This is a genomic window from Paenibacillus xylanilyticus (assembly GCF_047246825.1).
Lineage (GTDB): Bacteria > Bacillota > Bacilli > Paenibacillales > Paenibacillaceae > Paenibacillus > Paenibacillus xylanilyticus_B.
In genome coordinates this window covers 625,950-646,380 of record NZ_JBFOLB010000001.1, presented here as the reverse complement: position 1 = coordinate 646,380, position 20,431 = coordinate 625,950, and the positions used below count along the sequence as shown (strand labels likewise).

At 44.3% G+C, this 20,431-nt stretch carries 12 protein-coding genes; all 12 read right to left on the bottom strand.

What is annotated here, in order from left to right; translation table 11 throughout:
* Positions 1 to 4: 4 nt before the first annotated feature.
* The 12 genes from AB3N00_RS02610 to AB3N00_RS02555 all read right to left on the bottom strand — a co-directional run bounded on the left by AB3N00_RS02610 (position 5) and on the right by AB3N00_RS02555 (position 20,412).
* On the bottom strand, positions 5 to 5,071 hold the full coding sequence (locus AB3N00_RS02610; protein WP_413033167.1) for a hypothetical protein: 5,067 nt from the start codon (positions 5,069 to 5,071) through the stop codon (positions 5 to 7).
* A 269-nt stretch (positions 5,072 to 5,340) separates the two neighbouring features.
* On the bottom strand, positions 5,341 to 6,549 hold the full coding sequence (locus AB3N00_RS02605; protein ID WP_413033166.1) for a GDSL-type esterase/lipase family protein: 1,209 nt from the start codon (positions 6,547 to 6,549) through the stop codon (positions 5,341 to 5,343).
* Positions 6,550 to 6,556: 7 nt separating this feature from the next.
* On the bottom strand, positions 6,557 to 8,782 hold the full coding sequence (locus tag AB3N00_RS02600) for an FAD-dependent oxidoreductase (protein ID WP_413033165.1): 2,226 nt from the start codon (positions 8,780 to 8,782) through the stop codon (positions 6,557 to 6,559).
* Between the two features lie 99 nt (positions 8,783 to 8,881).
* A complete protein-coding gene (locus tag AB3N00_RS02595; RefSeq protein ID WP_413033164.1) occupies positions 8,882 to 10,507 on the bottom strand; it encodes a response regulator in 1,626 nt (541 codons plus the stop codon).
* Positions 10,504 to 12,243 (bottom strand): histidine kinase, encoded by a 1,740-nt coding sequence (locus AB3N00_RS02590; protein WP_413033163.1) that lies wholly within the window; start codon positions 12,241 to 12,243, stop codon positions 10,504 to 10,506. Before AB3N00_RS02590 ends, AB3N00_RS02595 begins: the two co-directional genes overlap by 4 nt.
* Positions 12,244 to 12,333: 90 nt before the next feature.
* On the bottom strand, positions 12,334 to 13,920 hold the full coding sequence (locus tag AB3N00_RS02585) for an extracellular solute-binding protein (RefSeq protein WP_413033162.1): 1,587 nt from the start codon (positions 13,918 to 13,920) through the stop codon (positions 12,334 to 12,336).
* A 65-nt stretch (positions 13,921 to 13,985) separates the two neighbouring features.
* The gene (locus tag AB3N00_RS02580) at positions 13,986 to 14,855 is read right to left on the bottom strand and encodes a carbohydrate ABC transporter permease (protein WP_413033161.1); all 870 of its coding nucleotides are present in this window, start codon (positions 14,853 to 14,855) and stop codon (positions 13,986 to 13,988) included.
* A gap of 13 nt (positions 14,856 to 14,868) precedes the next feature.
* Positions 14,869 to 15,816 carry an ABC transporter permease gene (locus AB3N00_RS02575; RefSeq protein WP_413033160.1) on the bottom strand — a complete coding sequence of 316 codons (948 nt, stop codon included), beginning with the start codon at positions 15,814 to 15,816 and terminating at the stop codon, positions 14,869 to 14,871.
* A 501-nt stretch (positions 15,817 to 16,317) separates the two neighbouring features.
* Complete coding sequence (locus AB3N00_RS02570) at positions 16,318 to 16,704, bottom strand: hypothetical protein (protein WP_413033159.1); 387 nt, start codon at positions 16,702 to 16,704, stop codon at positions 16,318 to 16,320.
* A 399-nt stretch (positions 16,705 to 17,103) separates the two neighbouring features.
* Positions 17,104 to 17,988, bottom strand: a complete 885-nt coding sequence (locus tag AB3N00_RS02565; protein ID WP_413033158.1) for a Virginiamycin B lyase — start codon at positions 17,986 to 17,988, stop codon at positions 17,104 to 17,106.
* Between the two features lie 98 nt (positions 17,989 to 18,086).
* Entirely contained in the window at positions 18,087 to 18,830 is a 744-nt protein-coding gene (locus AB3N00_RS02560; protein WP_413033157.1) for a class I SAM-dependent DNA methyltransferase, read from the bottom strand.
* Between the two features lie 364 nt (positions 18,831 to 19,194).
* Positions 19,195 to 20,412 carry a PQQ-binding-like beta-propeller repeat protein gene (locus AB3N00_RS02555; protein WP_413033156.1) on the bottom strand — a complete coding sequence of 406 codons (1,218 nt, stop codon included), beginning with the start codon at positions 20,410 to 20,412 and terminating at the stop codon, positions 19,195 to 19,197.
* Positions 20,413 to 20,431: the final 19 nt, after the last annotated feature.

Below are 20,431 nucleotides of genomic sequence, written 5' to 3'. Positions count from 1 at the left end.
CCGGTCATTCGGAAAGTGTCGGTTGATCTGGCACCTCATTTACAGGCAGCTCCGAACTAACGGAATGCCGTTCGAACTTCACTGCATCAGCCCTCGTATAGATCATATCGGCAGGAAGCGTTGGCGGGTCTACCGTTGTCGGAGTAACCCTGGTTAACCGAACATACTCGCTGCCGTCCCCCGTAAAGTCGAACGTTCCTAGATTAACCCAACCCGATGAGCCGACCGTTGCATCGATATAGGTGACCTCGGTACCCGTCTTATGCTTCACTTCCACTTTGACATTATTATCGTTTCCTGTCGTATGGACAAGCTTGTAGATCGAGACCGTATATTTCCCCTCTGGAAACTGGCCTTTCCACGTTGCTGATGATCCTTGAACTGTTGAGTAACGGGATTTAACCCCAATTTTGTATCCGGCTAAATTGCTTTGGCTCCAGGACCCTTCTGTCGTGTATAACCCGGTTGTATTTGTACTGTCCACGATAACCGTTAGGTCCTTAATCGTTATGTTCAAAGGCGGCGTTGTTAAGGTCACTCCGTCAATCGTAACAGTAGCCCATACCTCAATGTGATCCGTTTCCCCATCGAGATGTAGAAGGGTCAACACCCCGCTGCTGCCCACTTCAGCCAGATCCGTTCGATCTACGAAATACTGCACATTGGCCTGGGTTAGATCACCGATCAAACCGTTATCCAAATAGCCGGTTACGCTCAATTGCGCGGTTTGAGTCATCTGCAGTTCGTTCCGATCGGACAAGATCACAGCAGATTCTAATTGTGGTATCCGGTTCGGGTCCACCCACATGATCGCATCGGCAACGACCCTTGATTTGTTGGCCTTGTTGGTTAGTTCCACGAACCCGCTATCGCCTGCAGCAAAAGGATAATCCCCCAGGTGCACCCAAGTACCATTCGCTGCTGTCTCATCAACAGTAACCGTCTCGGAGCCCCCGCTATAATAAACGGTAAATGAGGCATTTGTTGTCCAATTTTCACTTGCAGTGGTTATTTGTGGAAGCTTGTAATACACACTGTATGTGACACTTTCTGGCAGCTCAGGCCGCCATCTCATCTTGCTTGTCGCTGTGCCGGCCGTCGATTTCGCATATACATAGTTATCGTAGTAATAGTCGTTCGCCGTTGTATCCCTTATCCAGACGCCTTCTGTCTCCGCTTCCGTATTATCCACAATGATAGATGAACCATCCTGCCCATCATCGGGTTGGATTGGTGTTTCCGTTACCTTTTCAGGCAGATAAAGTGTCCGCTTGCGGGTCTGTTTCCCTTCCGATTCCACGTAGTAAGTGAAAGTTTGGGATAAATCGTTCACCCGTATCGACCATTCCATCGGGTATATCGTATCTGGAATCGTCGTATAGGTAGCCCCGCCATCTAAGGAATAATGGATTGTCGCTGGTTTCGTCGTTTTAGCTTGCACATAAGCATCATAAACCGTTTCGTCGGGCTTAACGATCAGCATGCCTTTCACTGCATCGATTGGACTGTGGATATCGAAGAAATAACTTGCATCCGATGTATCAGCCGATCTGACCTGATGCAGCGGTACATCAATATCGAGACCCTCTACAATAATAGCGGTGATTCCCTTTGCTGAAACCGTGGCTTCAATGATTCCGCCACGCATAACGGTTTGCTCTGGTGTGCCATTATCGCGGATGATCGTTACGGTATAATCTTGTGCCGGGTTGAATCCAATGATTTGTTCATTCAATTCAATTGGAGTCTGTACTTCATCTGACGATGCGTTGCTCAGCCCAATGTAGAATTTATCCCCGCTCTCACCCGTTATCCAGTTCAATTGAGGATGATTGGTCTTAATAATCCCCTTGGGCATCCACAGCCAAACGTCGGAATTACCATAAAATTGACCTGGTTTATTCCCATAAAGATGATATTTGAACCATAAAAAATTCGTTTCAAATACGGAAGGAAACGAAATGCTGCCATTCGATTTCAACGATTGTTCACTGATCAAATAATCCATCGTTTGCCCGAGCTGCCCCGGTATATGGTGATAATAGATGGATGTTGCCCCGCTAGGGCCTTCCAGAGGAAAATCCGGTTCAAGTTGGCTAACGGCGAAGCCTTTGTAGTAATAACCTGGATAACTGGAATATCGACCAATCACCGCATTATGAGCAATATCCTGCAGCAGTTTATCCCCTGTATAGAGCGACAATCTCAGCATGAAAGGAGCTTCCTGGGCATTCATCCGATAATAGCCGGTTGTACTGCCTGCTTCAAACGTCAATCCGCTCGGTGAAACAAGCCAATGATCCGCTGGTACGCCTCCGGGTACATCTTCCGGGAGCTTGATTCGAGGATATTGAAATTTACCGCTTTCCGGCCAATGGAACGACTCCGCGTAATTATACGTCTCAGGCTGCGGAATCGTAACGGTACCTTCAGGAACCGGACGAGCAACAAACATGGTTGCATACCGTTTGGCTTCCTTATAGGCAGCATTCAAGTATTTGGGGTCCTGAGTTTCTTCGTAAAGCTCCAAGATTTCCATCCACAGCTTGCTATAATAATAAATAAACTCATTTTTACTCACATCGACGGATGCAGGCGTATCGATATGCTGCGTGATATAGCTGTCGGCTGCATCCTTCGCAGCCTGTAAATACTGGGCATCTCCTGTCATCCGATACATCATCAGGGGCTGAATGACAGGACCCCGGTCTTTCTGGTCAGGATCACGCACAAGGTACTCTTCCTGTGCCAGCGCCCCAATTCCTGCCGAAGTGCCCATCATCTGATTGACCGCGGCTACGCTTGATACGTCGAACGGAAGAGTAGCCATTTTCCATAACGAAGGTACGCCGTATACTTTCTTCTGCGTCGGCGACCAACCGATACCATTTCGCGATACGCCATACTGAACGGACGGTAATGCTCTCGTATCGTAAAGCTGGTCATCCCCCGTCAAATAGTAAGCCCCCAAAAGAACCGCATTCGAGCTTGTTCGAACGCTATCTTCGTTTTCGATATCAATAAAGCCCTTGGCACGGCTCCACCACCCGCTGGGTGAAGGGACATAATCAACAGAGTCATCCCCTTGCGGCTCTATCTTAAGCAGATCGATCATATTGAACATCGCGTCAGTAAGCGACTGATCGGATACATTTTCCCGGTATGCCGAATAATCGTACTCATTGCGGAGAATATCCGCGTAGGATTCATACAAATTGTTTTTTTGAGCGATTAGCCCCATATGAAATTGATAGGTGCTTTCTGCGGTCATTTGCGAATAAGTCCCTAATTGAGGAGCATAGAGGATAGGCTGCACGCTGCCTTCGTTGTTGACAAGGCTCATGCCAAGCCGCTGTTTCGTAACGCCTCCCGTCGGTTCAAATTCAACCGGAAGTTCTCCCGAAGGTACAAATACCCCATACGTCAAAGGATTCCCTGAACCATCATTCTTCTCAACCAGACTCATCGGAGCGCTCAGTTCCCTCAAACTTGTTGATTCTACGGTACCTACCATTTTGGCATGCGACCTGAATCCATTTAACACTTCATTGATGCCGGAGACTACCTCTGTTGTGAAGGACTGATATCCAATCACATAGTTGCCGTCGCGGCGAGGTGTAAAAGCAAAGGAAACATCTGGTTTATCCCCTGCCATGGACCAGTTCACTTCAAAATCGTAATCACTCTCATGCGAGGAATCGGTTAATACCGCCGTGTGGTTGTCGGGAAAAGTGATCCCGTCAAATGTAATCCAGCGTTTGTTCATCGTATCGTAGTAATTGGTTCGGCTCCCCGCATTCCCATCCAATAAAACCCATTGCTCCTCAAGTCTTTCCGCCACAGTATTTATCGGCATCCAGTTTCCCGTGTCCGTGTTCTTGTAGAACATGTCACGAACGATGGATTTGCCCCCATCCCATGCTGCCTCATAGAAGGTTGCCTTATAGTTATCATTTTCGATGCTGCCTTTTTCCGTGTAACTGAGATTCGCTAATGTGCGGTTCCGCAGCGGGGGCAACGGCGGTGCCTGCTGCCGGATATTTCCTTCGAACTTGACTGCATCGGCCCGAGTAATAATTGTACCCGTCGTAGGTTGGGTTCGAGTCAGCCTGACAAATTCGCTATCATCACCACTGAACTCATACTCCCCCAAATCAACCCATCCGACCGATGGACCTGACGAAGGTCTAAGGTCCATAAACTTCACATCCGTAATCCCGTTATGAACAATCTCAATTTTTACATTACTATCTGCTTTATCTGCCCAATCCAGCTTATAGAACGATATTCTCGCCTTCCCTGCTTCCAAGCGTGGATTCCATGTGATGCTTCTATTTACGGCGTCTGTATATTTGGAGCTGGAATTATTGTAACCCTTCACTCCCGCACTTGTGCTCCAATAAGGAGCGGAGAATCCGTTATTAGCGTTGCCGGAATCAACCGTGACGACATGATCAATTGTGAGGCTTCCATCATCGATGATGATCGTCTTATGCGGCTCTTTCTGCCTTATATTCCCTTCGAACTTGACCGCATCAGCGCGCGTAAGGATCGTGTTCGTCGTACTGGTAGACCGAGTCAATCGAACGAATTCTTCACCAACTCCGGAAAAATAGTACTCTCCCAAATCAACCCATCCCGCTGGATCACCAGATGAAGGTTCTAGATCCATAAAGACTACATCCGTCGTTCCATTATGAACAATTTCGATTTTTACATTACTATCTGCCTTATCCGCCCAATCCAGCTTATAGAACGAAATTTTCGCCGTTCCTGCTTCCAAGCGTGGATTCCATGTTATCGTTTTGCCTGCTGTACTCGTATATTTGGAGCTGGAATGATCATACCCCTTCACCCCTGTGCTTGTGGTCCAGTCTGGAGCCGAATATCCATTGTTCTCGTTACCCGCATCAGGTGTCACAACATCATTGATCGTGATGCTCCCGTCATCGATGATAATCGTCTGATAAGGTAAGGTATCCGCATAAGCGGCCCTTATTCCGATCAGGCTGGAAGGAACTACGATCGTCAACATGAAAACGATGAAGAAAAACAGCTTCCTTTTGACCATACAATTCACAGCCTCTCCTTTTAATGATAACGCTTTCAAAATGATGTTGCCCTTTGCTCGAATGAGCGTAAAGAAGCAATTAGCCTAACCCTTAGCCTTCTAGCTAATCCCGCTTCTTCGTTGGTATCATAGCATGTCATATCACCGTGAAATTTCTTTCATTTTAAGCATTTCTTATACGATTTTAAGTAAAAAAAAGAAACCTGCATCCTAATTGATCGCTCCATTGCAGTCAGATAGAATGTAGGTCTTCCAAGTGTAAAAATCCATTATAATGGCGGCTGCACCAATAACAACTGCCCAAGCTGAATGACCGTTTGATCATACCAAGCTGGATGCTGCCGAACATGTTCCATACTTCGTTCATTGCCGCTTGCTTCAAACACGGCCGCTTTGTCTGTCTTCTCGTGATCGATTTCGAAACGAACCGTATGTTTCCCATTCGGCAGCTCCGGCAAGAAAACATACTGATTTCGATTATGATCGTTATAGGGTGTGAATCGATCGACAAGAAAGGGTTCCCCTCCATCCACCGACACCTTCAATCTGCCAGAATCCGGCCCCCCGATATCGAATAACCCGATGTGGGTTCCCTCAAACTCCACCGTGATCGCCTCTCCGGGATCGACTGCCCGCCATAGGCCGGGAAACAACCAATCGTACTCGCGTACTAAAGCAAAATTATCTGGGGTCATGTAAGACCATCCTGCCGAAAAAAGAGTAAGACGATCCAGCGGAAGCATGGTCGCATACTCCCAAGGATTGGTAGGGACCAAAGGGTCCTGCGGCAAGTGATGTTCAACTTTTCCCACACGATCGCGAAGTTCGCTCATTTTCTCAAACGACCGGGTGATGGTATCCGTGTAGATCTGGTGTCCTTCGGGAATAGTGGGATGGATCGAATCATGCGTAAAAATAACGGCTCCGGGAATGGACACGTTTGCCCTTGAGGTGAAAATGAGCTTTCCCTCAGAAACCAATTGACTGACCGCTACGCCCAGATGAATCGAAGGAATGCCATAATAATCGGCCACTTCCTCTTGCATAAGAGCTCCCTTCTGGTATTGGCCAGATTGAAATAAGGTTAAATCCCGCTCCTTAACCGTATAAACAAACAGGATATCGGTAAACCGGCTGCGCTTGCGGATCTGTCGGACAATGCCTTCGATCCGCGCCTTGGATTCGGGAACTCCGCCATCGTTTCCAACAAATTCAACAAACACGAGATCAGGCTGATGACGCAGTACATCGGTCTCCACTCGGGCGCAGCCGAGGTCCGATCCTGTCCCATCAATGCCTGCATTCACAGAGCGAATATCCGCATTGGGGTATTGCTCTCGCAGCCAATCCGCCGTCATGACCCTGTATCCTTTAGAACGCGTATTACTGCCGCCGAAATAGACGATGGTCACGGTTTCCCCATTTTCCAACTTTGTAATGACATTAGGCAGCCCTCTTCGAGGTGAAAATTCCTTCATCGCGACTTCACCCGACCTCACTTAGCGTTTTAGGAGCAAAAAATTTTACAGCAAACACTTCAAAATAAGGCGAACCATACGTTGAGAAGAAATTAATCCGGATTCGGGTTACACCTTTTGCATGCACCTGATGTTTATTCAACGAAAGATAATTCCCACGGATATTAATTTTACTCTCGGTTCCGTCTTCCATGGTTAAGGTCACATCATAGTCTTGGATAAGTGGCTCGATCGGATCGTCGAAATGCTCCAAGTTCAGCTGCGAATTAAAAACAAGATGGAGTTCATCCAGATTTTTGGGGCTTGCAAAACCAAATTCCAACCATTCCTGTCCTTCCGTACGTTCAGAAATCCAGCCGTTCGGCAGACCATAAGGTCTGGAGTATCCGTTGACGACATTCGCGGGATTATACATATCCTGGGATGGTATCAGATCCTTGAAGCAAATACTTCTGTTGAATTTCTTCAGTCTGGATGGCTCTTCCGGTCTATAATAGAAGCTCACCGCTCCTGTCATTTTCTCTTCATTGGTGTGTACAGCAAGGCTTGCCGTACCCTCCAATACGATGTAGATTTTGTCGTCAGCCGGCTTCTTGCAGCTGAGGTCAAGCGTAATCCAGTCATCGTGACGAGCTGAAATTTGCAATCGATAGTCTTTCAGCTCGCTGGTGGGAATATAGTTTTCCTTCCGCTCCCCGCCAAACAGCTTCACTTGCAACGTTTCCGCATGCCCGGATCTATTTTTAATCTTGATCTGCACGCTTTCAGCCATGGATGTCTGAATCGGCAAGACCAAACATAACGCTTTGTCCAGGGAGATCTCTTCGGTTGGTTGAAGATTATCGTAGCTTCGCTGAGACGAGGCACGAATCGCCAATCCGTCAGCGAAATATGGATCCAACCGCTCTTGAAGCCCTACAATCGTTTGCCCGTCTCGAAGCAGCTGCGCTTGAAGCTCGCCCATATGGGCTTTGGCGATGGCCGCGGGATCTGCCTCATATTTTACGCATAACGCAGCAGCCGTTCCTACCGCCTGCCCCATACAACCACAGGTTGCCATGACCCTTGTAGACCCGAAAGCCACATGGGTAGCGCTTATATTGCGGCCAGCGAACATGAGATTAGGAATATTACGTGAAAATAAGCTGCGGAAAGGGATATTATATAATCCCGGCACGAAATTCCACGCGGTAGCCGGCCCCTCATCGTAGATGCCTTTATTCGCATGCAGATCCATGTACCAACCTCCGACGGATACAGCATCTTCGAAATGAGGCTTTGCTGTAAGATCGTTCTGAGACAGCATGTGTTCCCCTATAAACCGTCTCGACTCGCGCTTTCCCGGGATCGGGCATACATAATCCAGGATAAGATTGTCTACATCATCAAACTCGCCGCTATTTTTGATATAATCCCATATCCCGTACACCAATTTCCGCAGTTCCAATGCGATATCTTCATTATTCTTAATAATGTCCATATGTCCGCCGTATTCCAGCCACCACAATCCGCCAAGCCCATTGATTTTCCTTGGAAAAGATCGATGGTTTAATCCTTTTCGGATACTATCGAAAAAATCCAACTTCGTAATATCATACGCAAAGCCAGGCCTTTTGTAAGGAACGGAATAGTCTACGTCACGGGCTTGAAACAGAATCGTATCGCCCATGGTGTAATGATCCGCCACTTCTGGAGCGAGCTCCTCCTCGAATTCATGCTTCGCCTCTCTTCCCCATCGGAAGTGAGCACCTGCTTGATATCCAACAATACCATCGCCGGAGCAATCAATGTAGGTAGGGCTTTCAAAACGAAATTTTCTTTCCGAAGCTAATTGAAGGCCCTCCACCCATTTGATTCTGCCGTTCTCCATGCCCGTTTCATGCACGCATGTATTCAGGAATAGAGAAATGTTAGGCTCATCATAAACCATGTCGAGCAAGACCGTATCCGAAAGCGAAAGCATAAGCTTCTTGTTGTATAACGGATTATAATGAAAGATCTTCAGCTTGAGTTCTTCTACCAACCCGCCCTCGCGAGCATAGTAGGAAGGACTGTTTCCGAGATATGCCGACCCGTTGATATGAACCCTGACCTCACTGCTCGCATTTCCCCCAAGAACCGGCCGGTCATTGATAAGTGAAACCTGCAGCCCTTGGCGTGCGGCAGCAATGGCAGCGCATATCCCAGCAATACCTCCGCCTACGACGGTTACATCTGCTTTCATAAGCTCCATTTGGATAACCTCCATGATTAGATGCTCCTATCATGGTAATGGTTTTGGGCCCCTTTTTTTTACAGGATTTCGCGAAAAAATCATACATTTTTTGCATCCTTATTTGGATTCGTACCGCGTCATTTTTATCCGGTATTGCTTAGGTGTATCCCCCGTATATTCTTTAAACAGTTTGCAAAAGTAACCTTCATTCACGATGCCCACTTCCTCGCACAATTCCAATAAAGAGTAATCCCGGACATTTAACAGCTCGAGGGCTAATTGGATTTTTTTACGGTTGATGTAGCTGATCACACCTTCGCTCATTGTTTTTTTGAATAAGCTGCTAAAATACGATGGTGCTAAATTCACTTCCTCGGCAATAGCCTCCAGCGTTAAACGCTGTTTCAGGTTTTTCTCTATAAAATGCATAGCACTCATGATTTCTGAACGATGTAATAGCTGGCCCGCGTGTACGTATTCGAATGTAAAGTCACCAATATAGGCGAGCTGCTCCTGAAATGGCATAAATTCCATGGGGAATTCAGCTGCTTCCATGTACAGCTTGTTCCCCGATTTAAACTTCACGGTAATGTCTCTGTACAAGTCTCTAATCATCGGTGCCATGATGGACTTGTGGATTTTATGGTCCATAACAAATTGGTTCAGATCGGCGAGTGCATTCTCCAGCTCTTCTTTGGAAATCTTCCTTTTCACCCACATAAGAAAATCAGTCAGTTTCTGTTGAAAGTCGGCCTTTTTGTCATTATGGTATTGCAACCGATGCATTGGTGTTTTTACGACTTTCTCTGTATGGTAATAGAAATCGTCACTCACATGTTTAGCTTCCGTGTAGGCTTGTTTAATCGATTCCCAGCCTCGGTGTGGACCTCCAAAAGCGACAGATACCCTTTGATTCAAATATTGATGCAAATAAGAGACGATCTGCCCTCCCAAGGATTGGCAAGCATATTCCGTTTCCATATCACTGCGGTTGTTTTCCCAGGATAGAAAGCCAATAAAACGATGATCAGACAGATCCGCAGCTACGCCGCTGCCCCCATTCATTACCGTTTCTTCGATGATATTCGTAATCGCGTACTTCAAGATGTTTTGATCTGCGGCGGAGTATTCGTTTCGGAAACTTCCATATGTATTCATTTCAACAATGAAGCAGCAATAGTTGGCTTGAAAGAAATGAAATTGCATGCGATTGGCAAAATCTGATGCACGATGAGAGGGAATTTCGCCTCGGATCAGCTCGTTAAAAAATTGCTTACGGACTCTATATTTATTTTCAAGCACGGATACGTTTAACGATTGAAATTCAGCTTCTTTTTTCTTCAACTCATTTAAAATCCCGGCTGCCTTATCCAAAGCTCGATCCAGATCCGCTTCCCTTAGCGGAACCTTTACAATGTACTCCAATACGTTGGCATGAATAGCTCGCTGGGCGTATTCAAAGGATGAATAGGCGGTCAAAAGGATGTATTGGGTATGTGGGAGCTCCGCCTTGAGCTGCTCAATCATGGAGATTCCGTCCATTCGCGGCATAACGATATCGGAGATGACGATATCAGGCTTAAGTTTTAACATCTCCTCGATCCCATTCAGCCCATTATTGGCTTTTCCCACTAGAACAAATCGCTTATCCCTAAGGGAGAGCTCGCTAAAAAACAATTCCAATCTTTGAATGATCAGGTCTTCATCGTCAACAATGAAGCAGGTATATTCTCTCACGATCATGCATCTCCTTTTTGCAATTCTGCGGGGAATAAGGCGCGTATACGGGTTATTTCCTTAGGTATACTGATAATGTGGAGCCCGAACTCTTCTCCGTAGTGAAGTCTTATTCGGCCATGAATATTATTCAGTCCGATTCTTTTCCTTTTCACTTCCACATCACTCGGTTCTGATTTTAAAACATGCTCTATTCGATCAGCTGAAATTCCCTCGCCTTGATCAACGACTTCTATGATGACGATACCGTCCTCCCTGTACGCATGAATCGTAATAGGTCCCTCAATTCCCCCTCCGTTATAACCATGAAAGATGCTATTCTCCACAAGAGGCTGCAGCAGCATTCGAAAAACCGGAAAATCCATTAACCCTGCTTCGATATGTTCAATCAAGTGGAAGTTCCGGTTATACCGAATGTTCTGGATCTCGATATAGTCCGCTACATTGCGTAATTCCTGGCGTAAGGAAACCTTCTCTGAAGCATCGTCTATCCCGTATTCCAATAATGAAATGAGCGACCCGATCACCACATCTACTTTCTCTATTTGCCCGAGACGTATAACATTGCTGATCGAACCAAGCGTGTTATACAGAAAATGAGGGTTTATTTGAGACTGCAGCACTTGGATTTCCAACTTCCGCTCAAGTTCATTATGAAGTTCAGCTCGCCGAATCAGTTCCACTATTTGCTGCAGCATCCGATCGAAGGCTCGTGAAAGATCTCCAAACTCATCGTTACGGTTAATCGTTATTGTCGTTGTGAGGTTGCCTTGTTCCACCCGTTTCATTTTTGTTTTGAGCGCATAGAGCGGATTCCTTATATATTTGGCAATAAAAAAAGAAATGAACAAACTTAAGATGAGACCTGCACCCAGAAGTTCGATATAATAGGTTTCCAATCTGGACAAAGCTGCTTTCAAGCGTGATTCATCGTTGAGAGAAATCATGGTCCAGTTAAACTTCTCCGTCGTTTTTTTCAAAAGGGAGACCGGAATGCCATCTTTGGTACGCAGTTGAAGACTTGTTTCTGTCGTATCTAGAATGTGTTCCGCTGATGTCTCCCCGATTGAAAACGTATGATCTTGAATATTCAGTAGTCCTTTATTTTCAGAAAATCCGGCAATGATTTTTCCCGACGCGGTGACCAGAGCCAGATTCATTTGTTCTTGTTTATTAATTTTGAACAAGGTTTCTTCAATGGCATTTAGATCCAAATCAACCGCAATCGCCATAGGAAACGGAGCGCCGTTCAGATATCGAACCATCGTAACGGTCCAGCCGGAATACTTGGATTTGTAAGGTTCACTAACAAAGGTCGTCCTTCTGTTCTTGTCAGCCGCATCAAACAAAGGTTCTCTTTCAGATAAAGGTTCATCGAATATTCGGGTAGCGGTACTGCCGCCTAGAATGGATAAATCGCTTTTGATCAAATAAATATTGCTGACGTAATTACTGTTGAGTTCATACAGCTCTCTTAATTGCTTTTTAATCACTTCCGTATTGTCAATGTTGGCTTTCACCGATGTTTCGGCCGAGAAGAGAATCGTCTGGAAGGAGGAAAAATTAACGGTGAAATACTGGTCTACCTTGTCAAGGATTTGGTTAGTGTAATAAATATCATTGGTTCGTATTTCCTTTTGGACATAGCGATAAGACAATTGGCTGATCAAGATGATGCAGCCTAATACAAAGGCAAACACGATCAAAAATAATTTTAAAGGCAAGCTGATTCTTCTTCGCATCGATCATCTTCCTTATAGTTCCGTTTTAAACTAAGAATAGCATATGCTAATAAAGAGAGGGGCTACGAATAGCCACTCTCTTCGTTTATTTTACTTGATAAGGCCGGCTTCTTTAAATTGCTGGATAGCAGTTTCCTTATATTTCTGCATGTCAAACTTGGTATCCAACGTTTGGAGGAAATTGTCCCAGTTGGAAAGAGGCTCTTTGCCCGTCATAAATTTTACTAAACTTTCATTAATGAAACGTTGGCGGTCAGCATCCAAGGTATCGCTGGGGTCTGGGGTCAATAAATTTCCGGGCAGCGTTGGCCCCACATATTGCTGATTGTTATTGAAAGCTTCCGCCGTCTTCGGATTCTGAAAGCTGAAATACTCAGCATCATCACCACGGCGTGGCATTCTATAATGATCGACCCACAGGTACTTTTCCTTCACTTCCTTCGATAATTCGGAGGTTTTATTTTTGATTTTACCGTCCACCACATCCCAATGAATCCCTTTAATTCCGTATGCAAAGTTTGGATATGCTTCTTTATCCGTAAAGAGATAATTCAGCATGGACAAGATCCGAATGATTTTGTCCTTATCCGCTTTCGCGGATATAGCCCATGAATTGCCTTGGAACGATTTTCTCTCAACAATTTGATCACCGTACGGACCTTTCATCGGAGGAATAACGATCCATTCCGGCACTTCGCCACTAATTTCTTTCATTTTCTGCTGATAATCCGGCTCCAGCCTGCGGGCATCTCTGATCATGAAGCCAACTTTACCCTTAAACATCTTTTGATCCAACAAATCAGGCGAATTCATAGTCACCCAGTCTGGGTCTACCACTTTTGCTGTCATCATTTTATTAATGTAAGCAAGTGCCTCTTTCATTTTGGGATCAATAAACAGGAATACCGGTTCATTATCTTTTACTTCAATGGCAGAAGGAGGATTGACGCCGAACATCCACATCAAGCTATCGAAGCCGTAGGTTTGCAGATTGCCTTCTTTATTCATACCGCCGATGAATCCGTACGTATCGTTTTTGCCATTACCGTCCGGATCTTTCTCTGTAAAGGCTTTCATAACTTCGAACAGCTCATCCGGTGTCGTTGGCACTTTCATATTCAGCTTTTTCAGCCAATCATTGCGGATGAAGTAGCTTCGACTGATACCGTTTACGTTGTCATATCCTGGAACTCCGATCGTTTTTCCTTGATAGGACATCGCCTCCCAGGAGTCATCGCTAAAGCGTTTCTGTAATTCAGGAAATTGATCCAGATACGGTGTCAAATCCGCAAGAACACCTTGGTCATAATATTGCGCGAGATCAGCACGACTCTTCAAGAAGATCAAATCTGGAATATCTCCGCCTGCAATGAGCGTATTCAGTTTGGTTGTTGCCTGCCCAGCTTGAGGAATCACCATATCCAAGTCGATGTTCATCTCTTTTTCCAACATTTGGCGTTGAATATCTTCATCACGTGGAGGGATCGGAGCAGCAGCATTGAACGTACCTTGATTAAACATCGAAATTTTCAGTTTGGTTTCAAACTGACCAGACTGCCCTTGCGAATTACCCGAAGTAGTCGTTGTAACTTCTTCGCTTCCCCCACATCCTGACAATAACGTTCCCAGTCCTAAGATTGCCGACAGAATAGCAAATGAAATCTTCTTACGCTGCATATTGACCTCTCCTTTGCTTGTATATTATCACGGTTTCCCCGTAATAACTTAGGTTGGAACATCTTTTACCCTTTAACGGATCCCAGGAGTACACCTTTGGTAAAATGCTTTTGCAAAAATGGGTAAACGATCAAAATCGGAATCGTAGTCACGACAACTGTAGCCATCTGCACAGCGAACGTACTTACAGTTCCGGAATTGGCGAGCGACTCAGCACTTTGTGTTGCGACATTAAGCAGGATGTTGCGTAAGACTACTTGAAGCGGCATGAGGTTGGAATCATTGATATATACAATAGCATCGAAATAACTGTTCCAATGCCCCACAGCGTAAAATAAAGAAATGGTGGAAATGACGGGCAAAGACAGTGGTAAAATGATCCGCCATAACGATTGTAGTTCACTTGCACCGTCAACCCTCGCTGATTCCTCGATTTCACCTGGCAATTGCTCGAAAAAGCCTTTAATGATCACCAGATTAAATGCACTAATGAGATTCGGAATAATCAATACCCACGGACTGTTTAGCAACCCCAAAGAGCGAATTAGTAGATAAGTGGGAATTAAACCCCCACTAAACATCATGGTAAACACAATGAATAGTAAAAACGGACTGCGTCCCGGCAAATATTTTTTGGATAACGGGTACGCTGCGATGACCGTAAAAAACACATTTAATGCCGTGCCTATGATCGTTCGAAACAACGTAATTTTATACGCCTGCCAGAGCCCATGAGAAATGAACACTTCTTTATAGGCCAGAAAGGTAAAAGATTCTGGTATAATAACAATCCCTCTTCGTAACACTTCCGATTCTGGCGTCACGGAGACAGCAATCACATATAAAAAGGGTAATAAGCAAAGTAGGGATAAAAAAATAAGAATAACATAAACGACGGATTGCCAGACTTTTTCCCCGATTGTCAAATGGATCATTTAATCAACCACCTCACCAAATTTGCCCATCGAATTTTTTGGCGAGCTTATTTGCTGCCAAAACTAATCCAAATCCAATGACAGCTTTAAACAATCCTACAGCAGTAGCCAAGCCAATCTTCAGACGCTCCAACCCTTCACGGTATACCCATGTGTCGATAATGTCGATCTTCTCCTGGTTAAAGGTGTTAGCAAACATGAATATTTGGTCAAAGCCAGCATCCAGAATATGGCTTAATTTAAGGATCAGCATCAGAATAATGACTCCTCGAATGCCGGGTAACGTGATATGCCAGAGTTGTCTCCATTTGGAAGCTCCATCCATTCGAGCCGCCTCATATAAGCTTGGATCAATACCTGCTAATGCGGCGAGGTACAGTATCGCTCCCCATCCAATGTCCTTCCATATTTCAGATGCGATGACCAGCAGTCTTCCCCAAGCAGGCTCCGTTAGAAATGAGATGGGCTGAAAACCACTTTCCTTCAAAATCATATTAAAAAGGCCATCGCCTGGGGCTAATAAGGCTACCATCAATCCATATACAATGACCCAAGACAGAAAGTGGGGTAAATAAGTAATGGTTTGTACGATTTTCTTAAACCATTGGGTATGAACTTCATTGAGGAGTAAAGCAAGTACGATGGGAGCGGAGAAACCGAACAATAGCTTATACAGCGATATAACAATCGTATTTTTCATGATGTCCCAGAAATAAACGCCGTTCATAAAATCCGTAAAATTCTTGAATCCCACCCACGGGCTATCCCATACTCCCAAAGCCAGGTTGTAGTTTTTAAAAGCAATCATGATTCCCGCCATAGGAATGTATTTGAATACGGCAAAGTAAATTAAGGCCGGTAATAAGAGAGCATACATCACTTTATACTTTTGTATCGTCTTTATCCATGACTTCCGCTTTTTGGAGAGGGGAATGGCGTCCGCTGCCAATTTCACTTGCATATCATCACCTCATCTTTATTTGTAGTTGTATAATAGCATCCTCCTATCGGATAAATTTCTGAAATTTCAAGAATTTCTTATAAGATATTAAGTAAGTGGGCTTTATAACGAAGGGGAAGGCGCCGCTATCGCAGAATTATGAGGACATCAAGAACCCAGTACTACAAAAATCAATACAACCGTAAAAAAGCAAAAGCTTAGATCCATGGTTTTATCAAATCTGGAACTTATGTAGCGTTAGTTGTTAAATAAATCATGCAATAAAACAACATGTCCATACCTTTTTTTTGGAAACAGAAAGTAAAAATGCTGGGGAATATTTCAGCCCGGTGGGATGGTTGAATTGCCTAATTGTTTTTATTTGAAGTTTCCGTATGCGGATTTGGCCTTCTTCCCTACGGACACCAATTCATTTCGGGGAAAAGATCATCTGTCATGAGTTCTGTTTGAACCCCAGGCGGAATGATTTCTAACACTTTTACTGTTGTATCTTTAATGTTCCTATGGCGTCTGCTGTACCTGATTGTCGGCAATATTGACGACATTATTATCTACACGATAAAGGACATAATTCCTATTCCATATTTCCGTAGAAACAACAGCTTCTTTATTTTCTTTCGTAAAGAAAAATGCAGCCCCTTCCTGCTGCTCGAACTTCCAGCCTTCCCTCTCCATACGATCTTTAAGAGTTTGATTACTGTTCAATTTTAGTCCAAGGTACTGCCCCTCTTCATCCATCTGAACAATGGATACATTTGTTGTATTTAACATATACATAAGCTTTACATTGTTATAACCAACATTGTTGATGTATGTTGCACCTAATATGACTAAAAGAGTAATTACCCCAATAAAGCTAAATAAAATAATCCTCCATTTTTTCTTCATCCGTTTCCCTCCCAATAAATAAGATTTCAACTCATTGTATAAACGGAACTGGTCACCACATAGTTACCAATACAAAACGTCCCTTCATACAACTCCATTTATAAGCATCCATTCCAGAAAACACTCTTCAAGTCTTCTAAGTTACGCGTTAGCTTAAGTTCCTACTTTCATTTTGATTCGTTCAATTATATACCCTGCTTATCCTGCGCGTCGGTCCGCTTATGTCTTATTATAATAAAGCATAGCTAAATACTTTAGAGGTAGCTACTCAGAATACTAAGAAGGAAGGTATGCCAATTAACTTGCTCTTTAGTTAAACTAAAAGCAGCCGATCATATTGATCAGCTGCTTCTTTGTATTTTTGGGCTATCGTTCTCCATTAGTCAAAAGCCGCTGCGCTTAAAAAATTAGCATCCCTATTTGGTTGCACTCTTCAGCAAACCAAACTGCGTTGTCCGACCCGAAAACAATGCCGTGAGGTTCCGCGTTCGGTGTCGGAATAGGGTATTCGGTAATCAATCCGCTCGTGGTTATACGACCTATTTGATTTTGCCCCCATTCAGTGAACCACAATTCGCCTTCCTTTCCTGGCGTGATTGCATGAGGTCGCGCTTCTTTGGTCGGAATTTCATACTCAGTTATTTGACCATCAGTCGTGATCTTCCCAACTTTATTTCCTTGGATCTCGACGAACCATACCGCCCCATCTGAACCACATGCTAATCCGACAGGACAGGCGTTTTCCGTCGGGATGGGGAACTCATGAATTGCTCCATCTGGAGTAATTCGCCCGATCCGATTGGCTTGGTTCTCCGAAAACCACATGGCGCCATCAGCCCCTCTTGTTATGAATGAGGGGTAGCAGTTTTCTTGAGGCAAGGAATACTCGCTGATCTCGTGATCAATCGATATTTTGCCAATTTTATTGCCCGACATTTCCGTAAACCAAATGGATTGATCCGGTCCTACTGCGATGCCGAACGGCGAGGCGGAGCGTGTCGGGACTTCAAACTCAGTCAGTCGACCTTCGGGCGTTAAATAACCGATCTTGTTCGCTTTATATTGCGTAAACCATAGGCCCCCCTTCATATCGGCCACAATCGACATGAGACCAGCCTCGGGCGTCGGAACCGGGTAAGAAGAATATTTTCCTCGGACCGTCATACGTCCAATTCGATTTCCTCTCTGCTCTGTAAACCAACAGGCACCGTCCGGTCCATATGTGATCCCATATGGCCCTGAGTCTAGTTCGGGAACCTTGAACTCCAGAATTTTAGCTTTCATATGCTACCCCTCCTTTACACCTTACATCTTTGTTTTCATCTCCAAGATCTCGTCCAATTGCTAGTACTAAATAACGGAGATCCTAATAACCCTAGTACTTAGACTTTTTTTCGACAGACACTGATGATGGAAGGAGATAAAGAAGTATACAATGTTTTATCCCAATCTGAATACTGGCATTCTATACTAAAGCCTTGGTTGGTTAACAAACGCTTGAGCGTATCATTATCAGTAAATCGGCATGCAATTCGTGAAGTAGTTCTTTTAGATCCCCAATCACGGAAAGTAACCCAGTGCATGATATGTTTTTTTTCATCATAGGATTGCATACCAGATACTTTGACTTTCATGCCATCCTTATCAATAAATTCTCCCCAAATTGTTTCCCCTTCGTCTGATAAATCCGTCCCTGTAGGGTTGCGTGTTTCAAAAACAAATATCCCATTGGGCTCTAGATGTTTGTAAACAGTTTCAAGTAAGGCTATCTGATCTTCATCACTTAAAAATGCCTGAAAAGCATTTCCGGTTAAATAAATCATAGAAAATTGTTTTTCCGAATTGAAAGTACGCGCGTCAGCTTCGATAAAATCAACGGGCAAACCTTGAGCTTTAACTCGCGCATGTTCAAGCATCTCTGAAGAAATATCAACGCCTGTTATAACAATCCCCGATTTTGCTAAATGAATGGTTGTTAATCCTGTACCACATGCAAGTTCTAAAACTTCTCCTGGGTTCAAATTAGCAACTTCAAGGTAAAAATGGTATTTTTCTATTTCGCCGCCAAACTCAAGATCGTAATTGATTGGGTCACGGTACTCTTCAAGATTATTGTGATCTATCAACACAAATCATCCTTTCATTGCAATAAGAACTGGTTTGTTAAATGTGCATCTCTTCTAGAATACAATGGAGACATAGAATTTAAAACAGACAATAAGATTGGAAAACAAAAATATCGATTACTGAATCGATTCCAGAAAAGAATAAGCGACCGTTCCCCGGTGGAGTACCGGGAAACAGCCGCAGCTTAAAACCGTCTTTTTTTCACTGACTACTTACAGGGTTATGACCATATTAGCGACTTTTTCTATCGTAGAGTGTCAACGACTTCGTGAGGATTTGCAATACCCTATCGTTTTTTGCATAAGATTATACATCGTTCTCGCTTCGATCCTATCCTTCACTGAAGAAGTTTGAGTTGTTACATCATTTTCTATTGGCAGGCGATGTTACTTTTACTCCACTAAAATTGGCGCCGTGTTGGACGATCATCACGTCTTGTCCAACGATAGTTTGTAACGGGTTCCCTTTGTAATGTACAGAGGCTAAAGTTTTACCGCTATTCGTATCTAAAGCGATTTGATTTCCGTTGTCCAAACTAACATATGCTACACCATCACGGTTTGCGAATGACCAATCCACTACTGGAACATCGAAGGCGTAGGTTTTATCAGGTTCGCCGCCGGAACGACCATCCACTGGAAAACGTGAAATCACGGCTTGCTTTTGCTGATCATCGTACTTTCCAATGACGTAAAAGTAATCTCCATCCGAAACAACATCGGATGCACTCTGTACTTCAACAAAATCTACTGGGATATAGGATCGGGTGGCCTTAACAGTTCCATTGCTTAAACGAATTTCATCAATATTTGCTGCATAACCGCCGTCAATGCCCTCCGATACATCGCGAGAATAGAACGTTTGGCCGTTTGAGAATAGAATATCCTGATGATTTCCATCGGTTTGTGTCCATTTTACTTTGCCGGTCTTTGCCTCAATTCCCTGTAACCCGCTCGTCGTCAAGGCACCTGAAATGGTAGTGGACACCACAAGCATATCTCCGGTTTGGAGAACTTTGAATCCATTATCGTGGCCTTTTGTTTTCCACTTTACCTTTCCGTTTGAAGCATGGTATGCAGTCAATCCGTATTCATCACCGACATAGATCACTCCATCGGCCAGATGCAGGCTGAAGTTCGAATAACGCTCCCCCTTTTTTGGGCTTACTTGCGTTTTGACTTTCCATTGCAGCTTGCCTGTTTTGGCATCCAGCTTCAGGAGTTGTCCCTTTGCATCCGTAAACCAAACCGATTGACCATCCGTTACCGTTTGGGATACTGCAGAGGCTTGAATTGTCCAGCGGGACTTGCCAGCAAGAGCGTCAAACGCAATGTACTTATTGCCAACTGTATAATATAAATCATTCTCTAATAACGTGGCCCTAGTATTTATTTTATTCGGATCTCCTACCGTTTTGGTCCAAAACGGTTTCAGATTTATAGATGTGTTATTGACTGATGATGCGGCTGATACATGGCCTAACCCAGTCTTATAAAATGCAGAAACGGGCGATAGGAATAGCGCTACTGCTACACTAGTTTTAACGAGTCTAGATAACGTTTGCTTTCGAGTTGCTTTCATTTTTCTTCTCCTCCAGTTC

What these genes read in the sequence shown, in the direction of transcription:
- AB3N00_RS02580 (WP_413033161.1), bottom strand. Translation starts at nt 14,855, where the DNA reads ATGATCCATTTGACAATCGGGGAAAAAGTCTGGCAATCCGTCGTTTAT.
- AB3N00_RS02565 (WP_413033158.1), bottom strand. Translation starts at nt 17,988, where the DNA reads ATGAAAGCTAAAATTCTGGAGTTCAAGGTTCCCGAACTAGACTCAGGG.
- AB3N00_RS02570 (WP_413033159.1), bottom strand. Translation starts at nt 16,704, where the DNA reads ATGAAGAAAAAATGGAGGATTATTTTATTTAGCTTTATTGGGGTAATT.
- AB3N00_RS02590 (WP_413033163.1), bottom strand. Translation starts at nt 12,243, where the DNA reads ATGCGAAGAAGAATCAGCTTGCCTTTAAAATTATTTTTGATCGTGTTT.
- AB3N00_RS02585 (WP_413033162.1), bottom strand. Translation starts at nt 13,920, where the DNA reads ATGCAGCGTAAGAAGATTTCATTTGCTATTCTGTCGGCAATCTTAGGA.
- AB3N00_RS02610 (WP_413033167.1), bottom strand. Translation starts at nt 5,071, where the DNA reads ATGGTCAAAAGGAAGCTGTTTTTCTTCATCGTTTTCATGTTGACGATC.
- AB3N00_RS02575 (WP_413033160.1), bottom strand. Translation starts at nt 15,816, where the DNA reads ATGCAAGTGAAATTGGCAGCGGACGCCATTCCCCTCTCCAAAAAGCGG.
- AB3N00_RS02605 (WP_413033166.1), bottom strand. Translation starts at nt 6,549, where the DNA reads ATGAAGGAATTTTCACCTCGAAGAGGGCTGCCTAATGTCATTACAAAG.
- AB3N00_RS02600 (WP_413033165.1), bottom strand. Translation starts at nt 8,782, where the DNA reads ATGGAGCTTATGAAAGCAGATGTAACCGTCGTAGGCGGAGGTATTGCT.
- AB3N00_RS02555 (WP_413033156.1), bottom strand. Translation starts at nt 20,412, where the DNA reads ATGAAAGCAACTCGAAAGCAAACGTTATCTAGACTCGTTAAAACTAGT.
- AB3N00_RS02595 (WP_413033164.1), bottom strand. Translation starts at nt 10,507, where the DNA reads ATGATCGTGAGAGAATATACCTGCTTCATTGTTGACGATGAAGACCTG.